Annotated in this window: 21 protein-coding genes, 1 other RNA gene and 1 riboswitch; of the genes, 12 read left to right on the forward strand and 10 right to left on the reverse strand. The window is 58.4% G+C overall.

Annotated features, from left to right (window positions below; translation table 11 throughout):
• Window positions 1–21: 21 nt before the first annotated feature.
• Entirely contained in the window at window positions 22–663 is a 642-nt protein-coding gene (locus J7416_RS18150; RefSeq protein ID WP_209226830.1) for a ribonuclease T2, read from the forward strand.
• Here the strand turns inward: J7416_RS18150 and J7416_RS18155 are convergent.
• Window positions 660–1,148, reverse strand: coding sequence for a hypothetical protein (locus J7416_RS18155; RefSeq protein WP_209226831.1), 489 nt, complete (start codon window positions 1,146–1,148; stop codon window positions 660–662). The two genes, J7416_RS18150 and J7416_RS18155, sit on opposite strands and share 4 nt — an antisense overlap.
• A gap of 195 nt (window positions 1,149–1,343) precedes the next feature.
• On the opposite strand from J7416_RS18155, the gene J7416_RS18160 reads away from it, so the two are divergent.
• A complete protein-coding gene (locus J7416_RS18160) occupies window positions 1,344–1,841 on the forward strand; it encodes a lactoylglutathione lyase family protein (protein ID WP_209226832.1) in 498 nt (165 codons plus the stop codon).
• A gap of 70 nt (window positions 1,842–1,911) precedes the next feature.
• Here the strand turns inward: J7416_RS18160 and recR are convergent, their stop codons facing one another.
• The 4 genes from recR to J7416_RS18180 all read right to left on the reverse strand — a co-directional run bounded on the left by recR (window position 1,912) and on the right by J7416_RS18180 (window position 5,047).
• Window positions 1,912–2,505, reverse strand: a complete 594-nt coding sequence (gene recR, locus J7416_RS18165) for a recombination mediator RecR (RefSeq protein WP_209226834.1) — start codon at window positions 2,503–2,505, stop codon at window positions 1,912–1,914.
• Between the two features lie 61 nt (window positions 2,506–2,566).
• Entirely contained in the window at window positions 2,567–2,911 is a 345-nt protein-coding gene (locus J7416_RS18170; protein WP_209226835.1) for a YbaB/EbfC family nucleoid-associated protein, read from the reverse strand.
• Between the two features lie 10 nt (window positions 2,912–2,921).
• A complete protein-coding gene (locus tag J7416_RS18175) occupies window positions 2,922–3,209 on the reverse strand; it encodes a hypothetical protein (protein WP_247744368.1) in 288 nt (95 codons plus the stop codon).
• A gap of 86 nt (window positions 3,210–3,295) precedes the next feature.
• Window positions 3,296–5,047 carry a DNA polymerase III subunit gamma/tau gene (locus J7416_RS18180; RefSeq protein WP_209226837.1) on the reverse strand — a complete coding sequence of 584 codons (1,752 nt, stop codon included), beginning with the start codon at window positions 5,045–5,047 and terminating at the stop codon, window positions 3,296–3,298.
• Between the two features lie 146 nt (window positions 5,048–5,193).
• On the opposite strand from J7416_RS18180, the gene J7416_RS18185 reads away from it, so the two are divergent.
• Window positions 5,194–5,691 carry a protein-tyrosine phosphatase family protein gene (locus J7416_RS18185; protein WP_209226839.1) on the forward strand — a complete coding sequence of 166 codons (498 nt, stop codon included), beginning with the start codon at window positions 5,194–5,196 and terminating at the stop codon, window positions 5,689–5,691.
• 7 nt (window positions 5,692–5,698) lie between these two features.
• On the opposite strand, the gene J7416_RS18190 is transcribed toward J7416_RS18185, so the two are convergent.
• Entirely contained in the window at window positions 5,699–6,106 is a 408-nt protein-coding gene (locus J7416_RS18190; protein WP_209226840.1) for a hypothetical protein, read from the reverse strand.
• Between the two features lie 83 nt (window positions 6,107–6,189).
• Window positions 6,190–6,410: riboswitch (cobalamin riboswitch) on the reverse strand.
• Window positions 6,411–6,553: 143 nt separating this feature from the next.
• On the opposite strand from J7416_RS18190, the gene J7416_RS18195 reads away from it, so the two are divergent.
• Window positions 6,554–7,423, forward strand: coding sequence for an alpha/beta fold hydrolase (locus J7416_RS18195; protein WP_209226841.1), 870 nt, complete (start codon window positions 6,554–6,556; stop codon window positions 7,421–7,423).
• Here J7416_RS18195 and rsgA read toward each other — a convergent pair.
• The 3 genes from rsgA to J7416_RS18210 form a co-directional block, all read right to left on the reverse strand.
• Window positions 7,420–8,448 carry a ribosome small subunit-dependent GTPase A gene (rsgA, locus tag J7416_RS18200; protein ID WP_209226843.1) on the reverse strand — a complete coding sequence of 343 codons (1,029 nt, stop codon included), beginning with the start codon at window positions 8,446–8,448 and terminating at the stop codon, window positions 7,420–7,422. The genes J7416_RS18195 and rsgA overlap by 4 nt on opposite strands.
• A 159-nt stretch (window positions 8,449–8,607) precedes the next feature.
• An RNA gene (gene ffs, locus J7416_RS18205) (signal recognition particle sRNA small type) lies at window positions 8,608–8,706 on the reverse strand.
• A 39-nt stretch (window positions 8,707–8,745) separates the two neighbouring features.
• The gene (locus J7416_RS18210; RefSeq protein ID WP_348540295.1) at window positions 8,746–10,566 is read right to left on the reverse strand and encodes a bifunctional 2',3'-cyclic-nucleotide 2'-phosphodiesterase/3'-nucleotidase; all 1,821 of its coding nucleotides are present in this window, start codon (window positions 10,564–10,566) and stop codon (window positions 8,746–8,748) included.
• 201 nt (window positions 10,567–10,767) lie between these two features.
• Between J7416_RS18210 and nudC the strand changes: the two genes are divergently transcribed.
• The 3 genes from nudC to J7416_RS18225 are packed head-to-tail and all read left to right on the forward strand — an operon-like array spanning window position 10,768 to window position 12,756.
• Window positions 10,768–11,748: an NAD(+) diphosphatase gene (gene nudC, locus J7416_RS18215; RefSeq protein WP_209226849.1), complete on the forward strand. Its 981-nt coding sequence runs from the start codon at window positions 10,768–10,770 to the stop codon at window positions 11,746–11,748.
• Window positions 11,749–11,788: 40 nt separating this feature from the next.
• The gene (locus J7416_RS18220) at window positions 11,789–12,256 is read left to right on the forward strand and encodes an SRPBCC family protein (RefSeq protein WP_209226850.1); all 468 of its coding nucleotides are present in this window, start codon (window positions 11,789–11,791) and stop codon (window positions 12,254–12,256) included.
• A 32-nt stretch (window positions 12,257–12,288) separates the two neighbouring features.
• On the forward strand, window positions 12,289–12,756 hold the full coding sequence (locus J7416_RS18225; RefSeq protein WP_209226851.1) for a GNAT family N-acetyltransferase: 468 nt from the start codon (window positions 12,289–12,291) through the stop codon (window positions 12,754–12,756).
• 12 nt (window positions 12,757–12,768) lie between these two features.
• On the opposite strand, the gene J7416_RS18230 is transcribed toward J7416_RS18225, so the two are convergent.
• Window positions 12,769–13,602 (reverse strand): prephenate dehydratase, encoded by an 834-nt coding sequence (locus J7416_RS18230; RefSeq protein WP_209226853.1) that lies wholly within the window; start codon window positions 13,600–13,602, stop codon window positions 12,769–12,771.
• A gap of 120 nt (window positions 13,603–13,722) precedes the next feature.
• Here J7416_RS18230 and J7416_RS18235 point away from each other — a divergent pair, with 120 nt between their 5' ends.
• The 5 genes from J7416_RS18235 to J7416_RS18255 all read left to right on the forward strand — a co-directional run bounded on the left by J7416_RS18235 (window position 13,723) and on the right by J7416_RS18255 (window position 20,086).
• A complete protein-coding gene (locus tag J7416_RS18235) occupies window positions 13,723–14,229 on the forward strand; it encodes a cytochrome c family protein (RefSeq protein ID WP_209226854.1) in 507 nt (168 codons plus the stop codon).
• A gap of 176 nt (window positions 14,230–14,405) precedes the next feature.
• Window positions 14,406–16,310: an extracellular solute-binding protein gene (locus J7416_RS18240; protein ID WP_209226856.1), complete on the forward strand. Its 1,905-nt coding sequence runs from the start codon at window positions 14,406–14,408 to the stop codon at window positions 16,308–16,310.
• 9 nt (window positions 16,311–16,319) lie between these two features.
• Window positions 16,320–17,405 (forward strand): microcin C ABC transporter permease YejB, encoded by a 1,086-nt coding sequence (locus J7416_RS18245; protein ID WP_170427380.1) that lies wholly within the window; start codon window positions 16,320–16,322, stop codon window positions 17,403–17,405.
• A complete protein-coding gene (locus J7416_RS18250; RefSeq protein WP_209226857.1) occupies window positions 17,406–18,512 on the forward strand; it encodes an ABC transporter permease in 1,107 nt (368 codons plus the stop codon).
• Complete coding sequence (locus J7416_RS18255; protein WP_209226858.1) at window positions 18,509–20,086, forward strand: ABC transporter ATP-binding protein; 1,578 nt, start codon at window positions 18,509–18,511, stop codon at window positions 20,084–20,086. The genes J7416_RS18250 and J7416_RS18255 overlap by 4 nt, the downstream gene beginning before the upstream one ends.
• Window positions 20,087–20,099 lie beyond the last annotated feature (13 nt).

The raw sequence follows: 20,099 nt of genomic DNA on the forward strand, positions 1-20,099 counted from the left end.
AGGCAAGAAGGGAAGAGGCGAATGCGCCAAGGGTTTCTGGGGTTGGTTTTGGGACTGTTCGGTGCGCTAGCCGCGCAGGCCGATGGCGAAAAGGCAGGTGAGTTTGATTACTATGTCCTGTCGCTCAGCTGGTCGCCGAATTGGTGCGCACGCGAGGGTGATGCGCGCAGGTCTGATCAATGCGATGCGCGCCACGACCACGGGTGGATTCTGCACGGGCTTTGGCCCCAGTATCATCAGGGCTGGCCTGCGTTCTGCCGCACGCCCGAAGCCCCACCGTCGCGCGCGATGACCCGCGAAATGACGGATATTCAGGGCTCGTCAGGATTGGCCTGGCATCAGTGGAAAAAACACGGAACCTGTTCAGGACTGTCGGCGCGGGACTACTTTGCTCTGTCTCGGCAGGCCTATGGGATGGTTGAACGCCCGCAGGTGTTCCGCAAACTGGATACGTCAGTCAAACTTCCCGCATCTGTCGTGGAAGAAGCGTTTCTCAATGCCAATCCCGGCCTCAAACGCGACATGGTTACCGTAACCTGCAAGCAAGGCTATATCGAAGAGGTCCGCCTGTGCCTGTCCCGCGACCTCGATCCTGTCCCCTGCGGGCGCGACGTGATCAAGGACTGCGCAGCCAAGGACGCACTATTTGATCCGATTCGTTAGAGTTTCCGGTTCTGGCAATCCCGCGCGTATTCCAGCGCTTTGGCGGTGCCTTTCAGATCAATCGCCATGACCACTTCACCTGCCGGATTATAGACCGTCATGGTTTTGTTTTGGGCAATCGCATTCACGAAGCTGCGGTCAGTAAAAAACACCGTCGCGCCGGGCACGTCGCGCTGATTGAAGCCGATCGCAGTGGCGTCATAGCTTTTGCCGTCCAGATCGAACCGGATCGGATAGCTCTCACCCTGTTTAATGTCGCCCCACGCCTTGTTGTAGACGGCGAAATAGCCGCGATTGTCCAGCGCGTCATAGCCCAGCCGCACGACCGAGAGGTCCTGATACACCGTCTGGATCAGACACCCGTTTCCAAGCGCAGGGTCCATCATGATGTTCCAACCTTCGACAAAGCCCTTGTCGATGAGGTCTTGGGCTAGGGCCGAGGTGGCGGTGAAAGCGGCAAGGGTGAGGGCGAGAAGGCGTGTCATAACGGTTCCCAATATCAAATGGTTAGGGCCACAATCATAGTACACGTCGGGTGCAGGTGGCAAAGGCCATTCTCGACTGATGCGGCTGCGAAAGAAGACCTGTGCGCCTGGCGGAACCCGGCTGTGCCTCGCCGGTCAGGCGATTGAAACTAGACTGCGACACTATAGTTTTCATTATAAACCAAGGAGTGAGTCATGCCACAACATCCAAGAACATTCTCTCACATTGGATTGTCCGTCCCTGACGTTGACGAGGCTGTAAAGTTCTATTCCGAAGTCCTTGGCTTCTATGTAATCATGCCGCCAACGGACGTGGTAGAGGATGATACGGATATCGGTGTTATGTGCACTGATGTGTTTGGTCCGGAATGGAAAAAACTACGTATTGCTCATCTCGCGACGGCTGATCGGATCGGGTTCGAGCTTTTCGAATTTCACGGGAATTATGTACCGGAAAACAATATCGACTTTCGCCAGAATGGTACGTTCCATTTTTGCATCCAAGACCCGGATGTCGAAGGCCTGGTAGAAAAAATCGTTGCAGCGGGTGGCAAACAACGGATGCCGATCCGATACTATTATCCCGGAGAGAAACCCTATCGCATGGTCTATGTCGAAGACCCATTTGGAATCGTCTTCGAGATATACAGCCATTCCTATGAATTGACTTATTCGTCAGGTGCTTACACCTGAGAAGCGGAACAGACTTTGGTGTGCAACCGGAAGGGGCAAGAGCGTTCTGTTTGTTGTCGTATCGCACGGCTCAGAGCTCTTTTCGCGCCCTCAGCGCAGCCGAAATCGTTCCGTCATCCAAATAGTCCAACTCGCCCCCGATCGGCACGCCCTGCGCCAGTGAGGTCAGGCGGACCTGTCCCTCTAGTTGATCGGCGATGTAATGGGCGGTGGTCTGGCCATCGACTGTGGCATTCAGGGCAAGAATAACTTCGGAAATCCCTTCTGCCAGTACCCTGTCCTTGAGGCGGGGAATGCGCAGCTCGTCCGGGCCGACCCCGTCCAAGGCCGACAGTGTTCCGCCCAGCACGTGGTAGCGGCCTTTGAAGACGCCTGCGCGCTCCATCGCCCAGAGGTCGGCAACGTCCTCTACCACGCAGAGTTCTCCGGTTGAGCGGGCCTCGCTATTGCAGATGTCGCAGATATCGGCGGTGCCGACATTGCCGCAGTTCAAACATTCACGAGCGGTTACGGCCACTTGTTGCATCGCGTCCGACAAAGGCGTCAGCAGCAGGCCGCGTTTGCGGATCAGGTGCAGTACGGCACGGCGGGCTGAGCGCGGGCCGAGGCCCGGCAGCTTGGCCATCAGGTCGATCAGATTGTCGATGTCGCTGTTCGAACTCACGGCCTGCCCTGTGGTCCGCCGAAGGACGCCTCCGGCGGGAGTATTTTAGAAAAGATGAAGATCAGAATGGCAGCTTGATATCTTTTGGCAAGCCCATGCTTTCGGTCAGCTTGGCCATTTCTTCCTGCGACCGTTCAGCGGCTTTGGTTTGCGCATCTTTGATGGCGGCCAGAATCAGGTCTTCGACGACTTCTTTGTCGTCGCCGTTGAAGATAGACGGGTCGATATCGAGACCTTTCAGCTCGCCTTTGGCCGTGGCAGTGGCCTTGACCAGACCTGCACCGGATTCGCCGACAACCATCATGTTGTTCAGCTCTTCCTGCATATCCGTCATCTTGGTCTGCAAATCCTGCGCGGATTTCATCATCTTGGCCATATCGCCCAGACCGCCGAGTCCTTTGAGCATTGGTTTTCTCCTAGTTGCGGGGGCGCAGTGCGCCGTGAATGAGTGTGGCACATATTGCAATTGCAAGGCCGACGAACAAGAGGGGAGATCCAATACAACCTTCGCGCATAGCTTCCCATCTGACATCATCCAGAACTGGGCCGTAGTAATTTGCAGCAACCGTGATGGAGGCCAGAAACCAGAACGCGGCTGTTGCCCATTTCAGAATGCGCCGCCTAGTTTTGAACGCAACCACACTGAGGGCCAGAATTACAAGCCCTAGCGGAGTGACGGTCAACGCGACGAGTTCATCTACCATCGAAGCTGGACCTGATGCAGGGTCCCAGAGTGGCCTCTCTTTGTCGCAGACCTCAGCCGCCGCCTCTGTTGCGATAAGCGTGAGTATCAATCCTCCTCGAATGGATCCCATTCGTCTTCGACCTCAGGCAGGGCTTCGGTTTCAACCTTGGCGGCGCGTTCTTCGGGTGTTTCGATCCGTTTGATGCGGGCTTTAGGGAATTGCATCAGAACGGCCTGAACCAGCGGGTGCTGTTCGGCCTGTGCTTTTAGCGCCAGATCGGCTGCGTCGCGGATTTCGGCGATCGTGGCGGCATCCCCGTCCGCGACGATTGAGACAGCCCACCTGTTTCCGGTCCAACGCTGCAGGGCCGAGCCGAGCCGTTGAGCCAGATCGGTCGGGGCGTTGTCCGTCGGGGTAAACTCGATCCGGCCCGGGGAATACGAGACGAGACGCACACCGTTTTCGACTTCGACCAGCAGCTTGACGTCCCGATTGGTGCGGATCAGTTCCACCACGTGTTCGAAGGTCGGAAATCGGGCCAGCGCGGTCTGGACGTCCTGAGCCAGTGCTGCTGTTGGTGCGCCCGCCGGTCCGCGCTGTGGCGCAACCTGTGTCGATGACGTCGCCTGTACCGCGGCATGAGACGGCACAGCGACACCCCCGCCCGGGCCACCGTTTGGCGGCGGTGGTGGCGCATCTTGCAGTCGTTTGATCAACTCTTCCGGGCTGGGCAGATCTGCCACGTGGGTCAGGCGGATCACCGCCATTTCAGCCGCCATCATCGCGTTGGGCGCGGCGGACACCTCCTCCAGCGCTTTCAACAGCATTTGCCACATCCGGGTCAAAACGCGCATTGGCAGCGCCTCGGCCATTTGCTGGCCGCGTGCACGCTCGTCGGGTGAGACGGTGGGGTCTTCGGCAGCGTCCGGCGTAATTTTGACGACGGACACCCAGTGAGTGATTTCCGCGAGATCGCGCAGTACAGCCAACGGGTCGGCCCCTTCGGCGTATTGACCGCTTAACTCAGTCAAGGCACCCGCCGCGTCGCCGCGCAGGATCATGTCCATCAGGTCCAATACGCGGCCCCGGTCGGCAAGACCCAGCATCGCCCGCACCTGATCGGCACTGGTTTCGCCCGCACCGTGGCTGATCGCCTGATCCAGCAGCGAGGTCGCATCGCGGGCCGATCCCTCAGCCGCGCGGGTGATCAGGGCCAGCGCATCGTCGGCGATCTGTGCCCCTTCGGCGGCCGCGATCTTGTTCAAAAGGCCGATCATGTCCTCGGGTTCGATCCGGCGCAGGTCGAAGCGTTGGCAACGCGACAGGACGGTCACCGGAACCTTGCGGATCTCGGTCGTCGCAAAGATGAATTTCACATGCTCAGGCGGTTCTTCCAACGTCTTGAGCAGCGCGTTGAAGGCGCTGGTCGAGAGCATGTGAACTTCGTCGATGATGTAGATTTTGTAGCGGGCAGACGCAGCGCGATACCGAACACTGTCGATGATCTCGCGGATATCATTCACACCGGTGCGGCTGGCGGCGTCCATTTCCATCACGTCGACATGACGGCCCTCCATGATGGCCACGCAATGTTCGCACTTGCCACAGGGCTCGGTCGTCGGGCCGCCGTTGCCATCCGGCCCGATGCAGTTCATTCCCTTGGCAATGATCCGCGCCGTGGTCGTTTTGCCGGTGCCGCGAATGCCGGTCATGATGAAGGCCTGCGCGATCCGATCCGCCTCAAACGCGTTTTTCAGCGTGCGCACCATTGCGTCCTGTCCAACCAGATCTGCAAAGGTCTCGGGGCGGTACTTGCGGGCAAGAACCTGATAGGCGGTGCTGGGCGTTTCGGTCATATCTGCTCTGTCGGATTCGTAACAGGGATGCAGCGTAGAGACCCGCGTCGCCCGCGTCCACAGCAGGGTTGTAGGAATTTCGGTTTGGTTTGTATTGAAGGAAGGAAGTGACCAACGAATCCCGCCATGCACGAAGGAGCACCGCTTTGGCAGAATTCGAAATCCATGCCCTCGACGTTGGCCCCGGCCAACTGGCGCTGTCGCCCTTGCCCGGCGCGGGCGGTGCCTATGACCACGATCTGAGTGTGGTGCGCAATTGGGACCCTGATCTTGTGATTTCCATGACCACCGAAGCTGAAATGCAGCAGGCCGGAGCGGCTGGTTTTGGCGACGATGTTCAAAGTGTCTCTGCGGGATGGCAGCACCTGCCGATTGAAGACTTCGGAGCGCCGCCCCCGACGATTCAGGCCCTTTGGCCCGAGACCAGCGCTTCGGCCCGGCAGGTTTTGGCCCGTGGCGGGCGCGTGTTGGTCCATTGCCGGGGTGGCTGCGGACGGTCCGGCATGGTCGTGCTGAGGTTGATGATCGAAAGCGGTGAGGCGCCCGCGCAAGCCCTTGCGCGCCTGCGCGCGACTCGGCCTTGCGCCGTGGAAACCGTCCCGCAGATGGATTGGGCCATGCATCTGACCCAGCACAGTCCGTGAGGGCCGATCAGGCCGGAATTTGCTGTGCGGTTTCTTGCGACGGACGTGGTGCCAAAGCCTGCGCCTCAAGCATGGCGCAGGGTGCAGTGGTCAACGCACCCGCTGGCAAGATGGCAAAATCCGCCCCGAACATCATATCCGCATAGTCCTCCAACGTTTCGGCGGAGTCTTCGGCATTTGCCCCGCAATAGACCCTGATCCGGGCCGGGCTGGCGCGAAAGCGCGCTGTGCAACCCTCGCCGCAATGGCTTAACTGGCTTGATCCGTCCATTTCGAATTCGTTCGTGGTCACCGGCTGTGCCGCGGCCATCGCCTGAGTAATGGCGCGCGCCAATTGGGCCAGCGCCGGACAGGGTTTTCCTGTTTTCTGGCACAGAGTCGCCGTGAACTCATGCGTATGTGTCTTCCAGATCATGATGCGCCCTCCGCGCGATGGACGGGGGACGTGGAACAGGTGTCTCAGCTAACTGAAGACCTGCCCGGACACCCCGCCCGAGTTTCGGTTTTGTCTTTGATGGCAGGTCTCCTGACTTGCGGGTCATCGCTTTGCCGACCTTCCCAACCTTTCGGCCAGTGGTATTCCGGCATTGCTCACCGCTTACAGTTGCGGGGGCAGTCGCGGCCTTGGTCCGTTTCGGCATTGCCGGGCAGGACCGCACCGTGTTCCCTTTTCATCCCGCCCCGGTTAAGAGGCGAGAACCATCCCACCATCGCTAGCGGGTCTAGCCGGTTTGAGTCAAGCAACCTGTTTCCCGACGTCCAAACGGACGCTTGGTCACTTTGGAAATCTGTTGACTTTAAGTCGGGAAAAGCGCCGATTGCAGAAAGTGAACCGGACGGTTCAGATGCTTGCGAGGGCGCTATGTTGGACAACACTCGGGCAGTATTGACCGAAGACTTCACATTTCCCGCAGGGGCGGCGACCTTGTCGGCCCGATTGTACACACCTCCATCTACGCCGGACGTTGCCGTTGTGATCCACGGTGCCACGGGCGTGCCGCGTGACTATTACAAGCACTTCGCGCATTGGCTGGCTGCCGAGCAAGGCATGGCAGTTTTGACCTATGATTATCGCGACTTTGGTCATTCCCTGACCGGTCCAATGCGCGATTCACAGGCCACAATGGCGGACTGGGCCCTGATCGACATGCCGGCCGCCCGATCAGAAATGCGACGCAGGTTTCCGTCTGCGCAACACTGGAGCATTGGGCACTCGGTCGGTGGAATGCTGGGTCCAGTTCAACCGGATATCGACCAGATCGACCGCATGATCTGTGTCTGCTCGGGGTTGGTCACACTGTCCGACCACCCTTGGCCGTACCGCGCGCTGGCAACGATGTTCTGGTATGGTCATCCACCATTGCTGGTCAAAGCACTGGGTTACCTGCCAGGCAAGGCATTGGGATTTGGGTCGAACCTGCCTGCGCGCGTGTACTGGCAGTGGCGAAAGTGGTGCACCGACCCGCTGAACTATGTGCCGGAGATCGGCACCAGCTTACCCGAAGCGCGGTGGGCCGCGTCGAAGACACCCGTTGACCTGTTCACGACAGACGATGACCAGGTGGTGCCCCCGAACGCGGTTTGGCGGTTGGCCGATCTCCATGGTCCCAAGGCGCGCAGGCACCAGTTGTCCCCAAAGGAGTTCGGCCTGTCCGAGATCGGCCACATTGGCGCATTTGCGCGTCGCAATGCGGCCGTCTGGCCCCGGCTGATTGCACCAACCAACGGCTAGAGCCTTTTCCGGGACGTCTTGTCCTGCATCACGGACCGCACCATTTTGCCGAACGCTTTGTCGCGCGCCCGCGATTCTGCCACCGTCTCAGAATTTCTCTGATCCTCGCGTCGCAGTTTCTGCCAACGGGCCAGCCGATCTGGGTCCAGCGTTCCTTCGGCGATCGCATTCTGCACGGCGCAGCCCGGTTCGCTTTGATGCTGGCAATCCGAGAAACGGCAGGCATTTGCCAGATCCAGTATGTCGGAAAAAACCTCATCCACGCCGTCTTGCGCATCCAGCAGACGCAGCGCACGCATACCGGGCGTGTCGACCAGCCATCCGCCGTTTCGCATCGGATGCAGCGCCCGGCCCGTCGTCGTGTGTCGACCGCGTGCGTCATCCTCACGTATGCCTGCAGTAGCCTGGTTCAGACCTGTCATGGTGTTGGCCAGTGTCGTTTTGCCGACCCCAGAAGAGCCGACCAGGGCTGCGGTTTGTCCTGCGGGACACCAGGACAACAAGCCCTGAACGTCGCTCGCGTCCAAGGCATTGATCGCAAGCACCGTCAGAAACGGAGCCAGCGCCTCGGCTTGTTTGGCAAAGGCCTTGGGATCGTCGCAGGTGTCAGCTTTGGTTAGAACCACCACCGGATAGCAACCGGCCTGATGCGCCAGCGCCAGATAGCGTTCCAACCGGGCCAGATTGAAATCGGCATTGCACGAGCTGACGATGAACAGCACGTCCACATTGGCTGCGATCAACTGGGCCTCGGCACCTGTGCCAGGGGCCCGACGTTTCAGAAGGCTGCGACGCTCCAGCAGGTGTTGAACCCTGCACTGGTCGTCGGCAAGGACCCAGTCGCCGACGGCATAATCACCTGTGGGTCGACCCGGACTCAGCAGAGGTGTTTCACCCTCTGTGCCCGCACCGATCAGGCGGTCACGGTGAACAGCGATAATGCGAAATGGAACGCATGCAGGATTGGCCGCGTGCTGCGCGGCAAAGAAGGGGGACCATCCCAGGTCCGAAAGTATAAGGGACATTGTTCTGCCTGTTTTCAGGAACAGCAATCCAACCGGATGGCATACGCGCATCCAGAGGTAATGTGGTCAGGCAGGTGCGAGAATTGGGTTCAGAAACGCTCTGCCCGAAGGGTATTTGCTACAATCATAAAAGCCCTCCTGCGGCTGAAGTTCCGAATTAAGTGAGAGGTTGGACATCGACCCAAGCGGGGCTCGTTGTGGCTGCTTCCTTCCGGACCTGACCAGGTTGGCGAGGCGCTCGCCCGCGCCAACCTCTCAAGGGGTGATATAGGCAAGACCGGCAGGAATGACAACCCGTCACATCAAGAGTTGAATGCGCAGGAACCCATCTGCATCGGTGCCAACAGGTTTCGGATTGAACCGGGTGATCTCAGCCAAATGATCCCGTGACTTGGGGCTGGTACTCAACAAGGCCCGCGCGCCGGGCAAAGGTGCGAATCTGAACGGGCAGTCGCCAAGGCTGAGAGAGTCTGAGGGCAGCTCGCCGGTCAGATAGTCTTTCAGAACCTGCTGGATCGACAAGGACGGAAGGGTGATGGGTTTGGCTTCCGCGACAAACGGGAAATGCCCGCCGCCGCTGGCCCGGTAATTGTTCAAAGCCACAACGAAGCGTTGATTTTCGGTCACCGGACGCTCTTCAAAATGAACATCGCGGACCCGCTTGGATTGCTGATTTATCAGATGTCCCGTCGCGTCGAAACGCGGCGGCACGCTTAGATCAAAAACGTAGCTGAGCCCAAACAGAACATCGAAGTTATGTCCTGCTCGGTCCGCATTGACCAATTCGGTTGGTGCGTCGCGATCTATCTGGTTGAAAACGCCCGCCGACATCTCCAGCCAATCGAAAACCTGCGCGCCAGAGACCTCAACCGCGCGCAATTCGTTCGGAAAGATATTCAGGTCAGCCACATGGCGCATGCGCAATACACCGCGCGGGATGTCCGTATAGAACCGCGGTCCTGCGCGGCCCCCGAATTTCGACGGGGCAGCCGCGGATAGGACCGGCAGGCCTTCGTTGTCTGTGCCCCTCAGGTTCTGTCTTACGGCAGAGGCCTGCGCGTCTGCCAGCACGGCGAGTGCACGATCCTTGGCGCAAAAACTAAAATAGCTGTGCAGGTGCTGATCAGTAAGACCGATAGGTTGTTCGGCGCGTTCCTGGGTGGTGGAATGAAGTTTGGAAAAAAGCGACACAAGCTCTGGGTCCTCAGGCGCGTTGGTGACTGGGCGCAGTTCTGCCTTAGGGGCTGAAACAGACCAGCCTTGTCCTTCAGCGGCTGTCAGCGTCAGGTCGACGATCCCCAGATGCGACCCGGCCGAGCCAGGCATAACGACCGGAATACCGTGTACAAGCCCCCGTTCCGCGTCGACATGCTGTCGCCCTGTATGATCTGCTCCCGGCAGAGTCAGATGGGTATGCCCGGCAATGACGGCATCGATTCCTGCAATTGCGGCCAGTGGGATCACTGCGTTTTCCAAATCAGGCGCTGGTGCCGACGGTCCCAGCCCTGTGTGGGCCAACGCAACGATCACATCGCACCCCTTAGACCGAAGTGCCGTGACGGACTGCCGCGCGCAGTCCAGGATGTCGTGGATCCTGACCTCTTCGTTCAGCCGATGGGATTCCCAATTTCGGGTCTGCGGGGGCAGAACGGAAAAGACGCCGACTTTCAACTCGCGTTTTTTTCCAGCTATCGCAACCTTTTGGGTCAGAACCGCATGGCCTTGCCAGGCCGTTGGATCATTGTGGTAATGGACGTTGCTGCAGATCACCGGGCAAGGGGCCTGCGACAGGATGCGGCCCAGGGCATCCAGACCAAAGCCAAAATCGTGGTTTCCCAGCCCGATCGCATCATAGCCCAACGTCTCAAAGGCCTGCATCAAAGGATGAGGGTGACCAATCTGTTCGACGGCCAGATCGCCCAGTGGTGTGCCTTGGAGTGAATCGCCGTTGTCAAACAGCAAGACTATCGCGCCATCCGCCTCGGCTTGTTCTCGGGCTTCGCGGATCAGACCGGCGGTTCGTGTCAGGCCAATCGTCGGCTCGGGTTTGTTGGAATAGTAGTCAAAACTCCTGAGGTTCATATGCAAATCAGAGGTGGCCAGGATGCGAAGCTGCACAGATGGCAATGTATAGGGTCGTTTCAAAATTCTACTTTTAGCGGATTTGTCCTATTCAATTTCAACAAAAAGATTATTCCGAGCAGATTTCAAGACTTAGCTATCCGCATTCGGTGGAAAACGAGGATTCCGGGCGGAAATCACCGTTGCAACTGTTGGGCCATCATGGCAGCCCTGTGCTCACTAGCCTAAGGATAACTCATGAAAAATGCGGAATATGTGACCTTTGGTGGCTCGGGATTGGATCGCGCGGCACATATTCGTGGCGATGCGGAAAAACTCGGGCAGGCGCAGCAGCATCCTGGCGCAAAATGCTTGTTGTTGTGGCGCGGCAAGGTCCTGGTGCAAGGTGAGGCGCTGGATCAACTCGGGTTTGTTTCCATGACCCACAAGCTGGTTGAAAGCGGCCCGGGTGGATCGGTTGAGCAGCCTGTTTTCCTTGGGATCTCGGATGACGTGCCTTTATTTGCGGCCGATATCTCGGGCTGGGCAGCGGACGGGTTGGATTTGTCAGGTGTCGGTGCTTTTGTGGACCGGAGCGAACAGCAGCACCCCGATTTGCCGCAAGGACATGTTTTTGCCGAGCTTCGCCGCATCATGACCCGGCTTTCGGCGCGCGACGCAGAATTGGCGGCCTCGGCCAAGGCGGTGATCGGCTGGCACGAGACCCACCGCTTCTGTGCCCGCTGTGGCGCTGCCAGCGAACTGGCGCAAGCCGGGTGGCAGCGCAGTTGCCCGTCCTGTGGCGCTCAGCATTTTCCACGCACGGACCCAGTGGTCATCATGCTGATCACCCATGGCGATTCGGTGCTGATGGGGCGATCTCCCGGCTGGCCCGAGGGTATGTATTCGCTGTTGGCCGGATTTGTGGAGCCCGGGGAAACGCTGGAAGCTGCTGTCCGACGCGAAGTGATGGAAGAAGCGGGGGTTCCGGTCGGGGAGGTCAGTTACCTGTCCAGCCAGCCCTGGCCGTTCCCGGCGTCGCTGATGTTTGGCTGCGCGGGCGAGGCGCTGTCACGGGACATCACCATTGATCCGGTTGAAATCGAAGACGCCATGTGGGTCAGCAAATCCGAGATGATGCAGGCCTTTGCGGGTGAGCATCCCACTCTGCTGCCGGCCCGCAAAGGTGCGATTGCGCATTTCCTTCTGCAAAACTGGCTTGCGGATACCCTGGACTGACAAAATACTGAGCTGAACAGCAAGAGACCCCCGAACCCCAATGCAATTCACAGCGCGCGAAGACATCGAAGCCCCCATAAACGCCGTGTTCGAAATGGTCGCCGATTTTGAACGGTTCGAGCGCATTGCGATGCGCCGCGGGATCGAGGTGCGACGGACCTCCGGCCATATGGGGGTGGTACCGGGGACCACGTGGGAGACCGAGTTCAAACTGCGCGGCAAGACACGTCAGATTTCGGTCGAGATGGCGGAATGTGATCCGCCGTCGTTGATGCGGTTCGAAGCCACCAGCAAGGGGATGAACGGCGTCACGACAGTTGAGCTTTTGGCCCTGTCGCAGCGCCGCACACGTCTGAGCGTGGATATGGCTCTGTCGGCCAAGTCTTTGCCTGCAAGGCTGTTCCTGCAATCGCTCAGACTTGGACAATCCCGATTCAAGCGGCAGTTTCAGCTGCGCCTGACCGAATTTGCCCGGGAAATGGAGCAACGCCACATTCACGGTCGCTGACCAAGACCGCCAGAACCTAGGAAGGACTCGCAATGGACAGCATCGAAATCCGCGGAGCGATCCTTGCCGATGCAGAAAGCATCTCGGTTGTATTGCGGGAAATTGCTGCAGCGGGAAAACGCAGTAAACCGAGCGACGTTGATTTCGCGAGACAGCACTATGTGAATGACCCGGACCGTATCAGGTGCTCGATCGCAGTTCACGACGGTCGGATATTGGGGTTTCAGTCCCTGAAATGGGCGGTTGAGGGCAATCCCTATGGAGCGCCGGTCGGGTGGGGCGTTATTGGCACGCATATCCGCCCGTCCGCGGCGCGATGCGGAGTCGGCCGCGCCCTGTTCCGCGAGACACTCCTGGCGGCGCGGGACCATGATCTTCCGGCCATTGATGCCACCATCGCCGCCACAAATGCCGAAGGTCTGGCCTATTACGCGGCGATGGGATTTGTGGACTATCGGCAGGTGGACGGTGCCCGGTGCAAGCGATTCTCCATCACTTAATCCGGGATCGTTTCAGCCGCGCGGTTGGGCGGCCGGGTAGACACCAAGAATTTCGACATTCGTCGTAAAGTGCTCCAGCTCATCCATCGCCAATTGCACGTTGCGATCGTCCGGGTGACCCACGATATCGGCATAAAACTGAGTCGCGGTGAACGACCCGTCGACCATGTAGCTTTCCAGCTTGGTCATGTTGATGCCGTTGGTCGCGAAGCCGCCCATCGCTTTGTAGAGGGCAGCAGGAATGTTGCGGACCTGAAAAACAAAGCTGGTGATCATACCATGCTCACCCCGGCGGCTGTTGTCTGCCTGCCGAGACATCACCAGAAAGCGCGTGGTGTTGTTGTCGCGATCCTCGATATGACGCGCGAGTACGTTCAACCCGTAAATCTCGCCAGCCAACTCGCTGGCCAGAGCGGCCGAGTGCAATTCGCCCTGTTCTGACACCTCGCGCGCAGCGCGTGCGTTGTCAGGGCTGACGCGTCCCCGAATGTTGTGTTCTTTAAGGAATTCGGCGCATTGGGGCAGCAGGACGAGGTGAGAATGCGCCTCGGTCACATCCTCTAACTTGGCTCCGGGCACACCCAGCAGGTTGATGTGCACCCGCACAAAGGCCTCGTCGATGATGTGCAACCCGCTGTGCGGAAGTAGGCGGTGGATATCGGCCACACGCCCATAGGTCGTATTCTCGACCGGCAGCATTGCCAACTCAGCGTCACCCGAGCGCACCGATTCGATCACATCTTCGAAAGTTCGGCAGGGAAGGGCCTCCATATCGGGGCGGGCATTGCGGCAGGCCTCGTGGCTATAGGCGCCGGGTTCTCCCTGAAATGCAATACGTTTGGTCATTTGGTCGATTCCGTGCAACAAGTTCGGTAATTGGGCGTTTAGTCGCGGTGTCTATACCTTGCCTCTTGTCAGGGGAAGCCTTAGACACCCCGCAGACAGCTGAAATGGACACGCGATCAAATGTTCGACACGATGACAGTTACTAAGGCCGCTGCAGGCCTGTTTGGCACCTTCCTGGTGCTGCTTCTGGCAAAATGGGCGGCCGAAGGGCTGTACCATGCGGATGGCCATGGCGAGACGGCCTCGTACATCATCGAAACCGAAAGCTCGGGCGAAAGCGCCGACGGCGAAGAGGTGGTGTTCGAAGACATGCTGGCCGCCGCCGATCCGGATAAAGGCGCCCGCGTCTTCCGCAAGTGCACCGCCTGCCACAAGCTGGAAGACGGCGCAAACGGCACTGGCCCTTACCTCTTCGCGATTGTTGACCGTCCGGTGGCATCTGCAAAAGGGTTCGGCGGCTATTCGGCTGCGATGCAGGCGCATGGCGGCAACTGGACACCCGAAGCGCTGGACGCCTTCTTGGAGCGCCCAAGCGCTTACATCTCGGGCACCAGCATGAGCTTTGCAGGTTTGAGAAAACCGCAAGAGCGTGCAGACCTGATTGCCTATCTGCAGACCATCAAATAAGAATCGACCCGGTTTCGACTGGTTCCAAAGCCGCTGTCCGCAAGACAGCGGCTTTATTTTTTGTCTAAGAAAAACTTCACAAAGTGTTCACGCATTCTAAACTTGAAACTGGCAGGGCTGGTCTTTTAGCTGGTGCCAACAAGATTAGAGACGTCAACGACCAGGGGATGAGCCATATGAAATCCAATCGAGTTTCCGCATTAGTGCGACCACGGGATTTCGGGCGTTTAATTCACATCCTGGCTTTTGGGGCTTTGATATGCGCAGCTGCCGCGACGCAGGTCTTTGCCGAAGAAAAGATCATCAAATCACACGGATTCTCGGAATTCGGTGATCTGAAATACCCCGAGGGGTTCGCGCATTTCGACTATGTGAACCCGGACGCACCGAAAGGTGGAGAGCTTTCCTATGCCGCGCAAGGCACGTTCGACAGCTTTAACCCGTTCACACGGCAGGGCCGCGCCGGTGCACGCTCGGCGGACCAATACGAATCTCTGCTGATCGAATCCTATGATGAACCGGCATCGTACTATGGTCTTCTGGCCGAAAGCCTCGAGTATCCGGAAAGCCAGGATTGGGTGATCTTCAACATGCGACCTGAGGCGCGGTTTTCCGATGGTACCCCGGTTACGGCCGAAGATGTGGTCTTTTCCCATAACCTGCTGTTGGATCAGGGGCTGAAGTCGTACGCCGATGCGGTGCGCAAACGGATCCCACGGGCCGAAGCCCTGGACGAGCATCGTGTCAAGTTCTACTTCGCCCCGGATATCCCGCGCCGGGCGCTGATTTCGCAGGTGGGTGGGACACCGGTGTTTTCAAAGGCATGGTTTGAAGCCGACCCCGAGAATCGCCGCCTGGACAAATCGCGACTTGTTCCCGGTATCGGGTCCGCGCCTTACCTTCTGGATAGCTACGATATCAACCGTCGCATCGTGTATAAGCGGAACCCGGATTACTGGGGTGATCACGTCAACGTAAATGTTGGCCGCAACAACTATGACAAAATCCGTATCGAATACTTCAGCGACTCGATTGCCGCGATGGAGGGGTTCAAGGCGGGGACATTCACGCTACGGCAGGAAAACAACTCGAAAAGCTGGGCGACAGCTTACGATTTCCCCGCGATTGAGAATGGTGCTGTTGTAAGGGCTGAGCTGGAGAACGGGAACGTTCCGTCGGCCAGCGGTTTCATCATGAACCTCGATCGTCCGAAGTTCCAAGACCCACGGATCCGCGAGGCGGTACAGCTGGGGTTCAATTTCGAATGGACCAACGAAAGCCTGCAATATGGCCTGTTCCAGCAACGCAACTCGTTCTGGGAAGGCACGCACCTGGAAGCCAAAGGCTTGCCGGAAGGGCGCGAGCTTGAGGTGCTGCAAAGCCTCGGCGATGCTGTTGATCCCGCGGTTCTGACGGAAGAGCCCGTAGTGGCACATGAATCGCGCGCTGCCCGCCAGAATGACCGTCGGAACCTGCGCGCTGCCATGAAACTGCTGGACGATGCGGGTTGGATCGTTGGCGACGACGGTATTCGGCGCAATGAGGCAGGCGAGGTTCTGTCCATTGAATTCCTGTCGGATCAACCGACCTTCGACCGCATTATCCAACCCTTTGTCGATAACCTGCGCGCCATGGGGATTGATGCGGTCTACAACCGCGTCGACAATGCTCAGTTCACCCTGCGCCGCCGCGACCGCGACTTTGACATGATCTACGGTGGATACCCAACGTCATTGCAGCCATCGACGGGTCTGTATCAACAGTTTGGGACCGAATCCGCGGCGTTTTCCGTGTTCAACCCATCGGGCGCACATGGCCCGGATATCGAACCGCTGATCGACAACATCGTGGCGGCCACTGATAGCGAAGAGCTTTATGCCAATGTTCGCGCCTTGGATCGTGTTCTGCGCGCCAAGCGGATTATGGTCCCGACATGGTATCTGGGCCAATACTGGGTTGCCTATTGGGACATGTACGAATACCCCGAAAACCTGCCGCCATATGCGCTGGGCGTCGAAGACCTCTGGTGGATCAACGCAGAGAAAGAAGCCGAGTTGAAATCTTCAGGCGCCTTGAGGTAATCCGCCCCCATGGGAGCATATATTCTAAGACGCCTGTTGCTGGTGATCCCCACATTGCTGGGGATCATGATCGTCAACTTCACGCTGGTTCAGTTCGTTCCCGGCGGTCCGATTGAACAGATCATTGCCCAGATGGAAGGCGGCGGTGACGTGTTCGAAGGCATCGCCGGTGGCGGCAGTGATATCGAACAGCAAACCGGCGGCGCGAATGACCGCTATATCGGCGCACGAGGTCTGCCGCCCGAGTTTATCGAGGAACTGGAAAAGGAATTCGGCTTCGACAAACCTCCGGTTCAGCGGTTCCTCGACATGATGGGCAACTACCTGACGCTGGACTTTGGTGAGAGCTATTTTCGCTCGATCAGCGTGATCGATCTGGTGCTGGAAAAGATGCCAGTGTCGATCTCATTGGGCCTATGGTCGACCCTGATCGCCTATCTGGTCTCGATCCCGCTGGGCATTCGCAAGGCGATCAAAGACGGATCACAGTTTGACACCTGGACCAGCGGCGCAATCATTGTCGCCTATGCCATCCCTGGCTTCCTGTTCGCCATTCTGCTGCTGGTGTTGTTTGCCGGCGGGTCATACTATCAGATCTTCCCGCTGCGGGGCCTGACGTCGGACAATTGGGACAGCCTGAGCCTGTTCGGAAAGATCGTGGACTACTTCTGGCACATCACGCTGCCGATCATTGCTCTGACAATCTCGGCCTTTGCGACGCTCACGCTGCTGACCAAGAATTCGTTTCTGGATGAGATCAAGAAACAGTATGTCATGACAGCCCGCGCCAAGGGTCTGAGCGAAAGCAAAGTGCTGTATGGCCACGTGTTCCGCAATGCGATGTTGATCGTGATTGCGGGCTTTCCGGCGGTGTTCATTGGCGTGTTCTTTGGTGGCTCGATTATCATCGAGACGATCTTCTCGCTGGATGGTCTGGGTCGATTGGGCTTCGAGGCTGCCGTTGCGCGAGATTATCCGGTGATCTTCGGCACGCTCTTTATTTTTGGCCTGATGGGGTTGGTTGTCGGCATCATCAGCGACCTGATGTATGTGCTGGTTGACCCGCGCATCGACTTCGAAAAGCGGGAGGGGTAAATGGCACTTTCCCCTCTCAACCAGCGCCGCTGGCGCAATTTCCGCCGCAATGGCCGGGCCTTCTGGTCGCTGATCATCTTTTCGGTGCTGTTTGGCCTGTCGCTGTTTGCCGAGTTCATTGCAAACGACAAGCCGATCCTGGTGAAGTACCGGGGTGAGTTCTACACGCCGATTTTCAATTTCTATGCGGAAACCGAGTTTGGCGGCGATTTTCAGACCGAAGCAATCTACCGCGACCCCGAGGTTCAATGCCTGATTGACAGCGGCGGCCTTGAGGAATGCTTTGACGATCCCGAAGGGATCATTGATGAGATCAAGGCCGGCACGTTCCAGGCCGAAGGGTACGAGCGCGGCTGGGCCATCTGGCCGCTGATCCCGTATTCCTTCAACACCAGCGTCGATCGGCCGGGTGCCGCGCCGCTGCCCCCCAATGGTCAGAACCTGTTGGGGACAGATGACACCAAACGCGACGTTCTGGCCCGTGTGATATATGGCTTCCGCCTGTCCATTCTGTTCACGCTGATGGTCACAGGCGTGGCCAGCTTGGTCGGTATCTTTGCCGGAGCGATTCAGGGCTTCTTTGGCGGATGGCTGGATCTGATTTTCCAACGGATCATCGAGATATGGTCCGCGACGCCATCGCTCTATGTGATCATCATCATGTTCGCCATTCTGGGCCGAAGTTTCTGGCTGCTTGTGGCGTTGATGATCCTTTTCAGTTGGACTGGCCTGGTTGGTGTTGTCCGCGCTGAATTCCTGCGGGCGCGAAACCTTGAATACGTCCGCGCTGCGCGCGCGCTGGGTGTGGGCAACATGACCATCATGTTCCGCCATATGCTGCCCAACGCGATGGTTGCCACGCTGACTTTCATGCCGTTCATCGTAACAGGTACGATCGGAGGGCTCGCCTCGCTGGACTTCCTTGGCTTTGGTCTTCCGTCCTCGGCCCCGTCGCTGGGTGAGCTGACTTTGCAAGCCAAGCAGAATCTGCAGGCGCCATGGCTGGCCTTCACCGCCTTCTTCACATTTGCCATCATGCTGTCGCTTCTGGTTTTCATCTTCGAAGGCGTCCGCGATGCGTTTGATCCCAGAAAGACCTTCTCATGAGCCTGTTGGATGTGAACAACCTCAAGGTCTCGTTCCAGCAGGACGGTCAGGTGTCAGCCGCGGTCAAGGGCGTGTCCTTTACCGTGGATCGGGGTGAAACGGTCGCTTTGGTGGGCGAATCCGGGTCTGGAAAATCCGTGACCGCGCTTAGCACTGTGTCGTTGCTGGGCGACAGCGCGATGGTCGAAGGGTCCGTCAGATACGACGGAGATGAGATGATCGGCGCGTCCGAGGCCAAACTGATGGACGTTCGCGGCAACGATATCAGCTTTATCTTCCAAGAGCCGATGACCTCGCTGAACCCGCTGCACACCATCCAAAAGCAGATGGCCGAGTCTCTGGCATTGCATCAGGGCCTGTCAGGCGATGCAGCGCGCGATCGGATTGTTGAGCTGCTGACAAAGGTCGGCATCCGCGACCCCGAAGAACGCCTGGACAGCTATCCGCACCAGCTGTCGGGCGGCCAACGCCAGCGCGTCATGATCGCTCTGGCGCTGGCAAACAAACCTGACATCCTGATTGCGGATGAGCCGACGACGGCGCTGGACGTGACGATTCAGGCGCAGATCCTTGAATTGCTGGCCGAGTTACAGAAGTCAGAAAACATGGGGATGCTGTTTATTACCCACGACCTTGGCATTGTCCGTCGTATCGCGGACCGGGTCTGTGTGATGAAGGATGGCGAGATTGTCGAAACTGGCGCCACGCGCGAGATTTTTGACAACCCTCAGCATCCCTACACACGTAAGCTGCTGGCGGCAGAACCGTCCGGCCACCCTGACCCGGTCGCAGCTGACGCCGAAGAGGTCGCCCGCACCGAACATCTGAAGGTCTGGTTTCCGATCCAGCGCGGTTTCCTGAAACGCACCGTTGGGTATGTGAAGGCCGTCAATGACGCCACCCTCAGCGTGCGTGCCGGTGAGACCTTGGGGATCGTGGGCGAAAGTGGCTCCGGCAAAACCACTTTGGCGCTGGCGATCATGCGGTTGATCGCGTCTGAGGGTGGCATCACATTCCGGGATCAAGACGTGCGCCGCTGGTCCACGCGCGAGTTGCGGCGTTTGCGCAAGGACATGCAGATTGTGTTCCAGGATCCGTTTGGCAGCCTCAGCCCGCGGATGACTTGCCAACAGATCATCGCCGAAGGGTTGGCGATCCACAAAGTTGATCCTCACCGCGCCCCGCGTGAACTGGTGGCCGAAGTGATGGCCGAGGTGGGTTTGGACCCTGCAGCGATGGACCGCTATCCGCACGAGTTTTCAGGCGGTCAGCGCCAGCGCATTGCCATCGCCCGGGCCATGGTTCTGCGGCCCAAACTGCTGGTTCTGGATGAACCGACCAGTGCGTTGGACATGACGGTGCAGGTCCAGATCGTTGACCTGTTGCGCGATCTTCAGCGGAAATACGGGCTAGCCTATTTGTTTATCAGTCACGACCTGAAGGTTGTGCGCGCGATGTCGCATAATGTGATCGTCATGCGGAACGGAGACGTGATCGAGATGGGCTCGGCCGAGGATCTGTTCGAAAACGCGCAAACGGATTACACCCGCGAGCTTATCGCGGCGGCGGGCTGACACCAGCCCGCCC

The organism is Ruegeria sp. R14_0 (assembly GCF_017743975.1).
Lineage (GTDB): Bacteria > Pseudomonadota > Alphaproteobacteria > Rhodobacterales > Rhodobacteraceae > Ruegeria.

Coding starts and splice junctions, on each gene's coding strand:
- J7416_RS18195 (WP_209226841.1), top strand. CDS start 6,554: ATGTTGGACAACACTCGGGCAGTATTGACCGAAGACTTCACATTTCCC.
- J7416_RS18220 (WP_209226850.1), top strand. CDS start 11,789: ATGCAATTCACAGCGCGCGAAGACATCGAAGCCCCCATAAACGCCGTG.
- J7416_RS18230 (WP_209226853.1), bottom strand. CDS start 13,602: ATGACCAAACGTATTGCATTTCAGGGAGAACCCGGCGCCTATAGCCAC.
- J7416_RS18190 (WP_209226840.1), bottom strand. CDS start 6,106: ATGATCTGGAAGACACATACGCATGAGTTCACGGCGACTCTGTGCCAG.
- J7416_RS18245 (WP_170427380.1), top strand. CDS start 16,320: ATGGGAGCATATATTCTAAGACGCCTGTTGCTGGTGATCCCCACATTG.
- J7416_RS18225 (WP_209226851.1), top strand. CDS start 12,289: ATGGACAGCATCGAAATCCGCGGAGCGATCCTTGCCGATGCAGAAAGC.
- J7416_RS18170 (WP_209226835.1), bottom strand. CDS start 2,911: ATGCTCAAAGGACTCGGCGGTCTGGGCGATATGGCCAAGATGATGAAA.
- J7416_RS18175 (WP_247744368.1), bottom strand. CDS start 3,209: ATGGTAGATGAACTCGTCGCGTTGACCGTCACTCCGCTAGGGCTTGTA.
- J7416_RS18160 (WP_209226832.1), top strand. CDS start 1,344: ATGCCACAACATCCAAGAACATTCTCTCACATTGGATTGTCCGTCCCT.
- J7416_RS18155 (WP_209226831.1), bottom strand. CDS start 1,148: ATGACACGCCTTCTCGCCCTCACCCTTGCCGCTTTCACCGCCACCTCG.
- J7416_RS18150 (WP_209226830.1), top strand. CDS start 22: ATGCGCCAAGGGTTTCTGGGGTTGGTTTTGGGACTGTTCGGTGCGCTA.
- J7416_RS18250 (WP_209226857.1), top strand. CDS start 17,406: ATGGCACTTTCCCCTCTCAACCAGCGCCGCTGGCGCAATTTCCGCCGC.
- J7416_RS18240 (WP_209226856.1), top strand. CDS start 14,406: ATGAAATCCAATCGAGTTTCCGCATTAGTGCGACCACGGGATTTCGGG.
- J7416_RS18255 (WP_209226858.1), top strand. CDS start 18,509: ATGAGCCTGTTGGATGTGAACAACCTCAAGGTCTCGTTCCAGCAGGAC.
- J7416_RS18235 (WP_209226854.1), top strand. CDS start 13,723: ATGTTCGACACGATGACAGTTACTAAGGCCGCTGCAGGCCTGTTTGGC.
- rsgA (WP_209226843.1), bottom strand. CDS start 8,448: ATGTCCCTTATACTTTCGGACCTGGGATGGTCCCCCTTCTTTGCCGCG.
- J7416_RS18180 (WP_209226837.1), bottom strand. CDS start 5,047: ATGACCGAAACGCCCAGCACCGCCTATCAGGTTCTTGCCCGCAAGTAC.
- nudC (WP_209226849.1), top strand. CDS start 10,768: ATGAAAAATGCGGAATATGTGACCTTTGGTGGCTCGGGATTGGATCGC.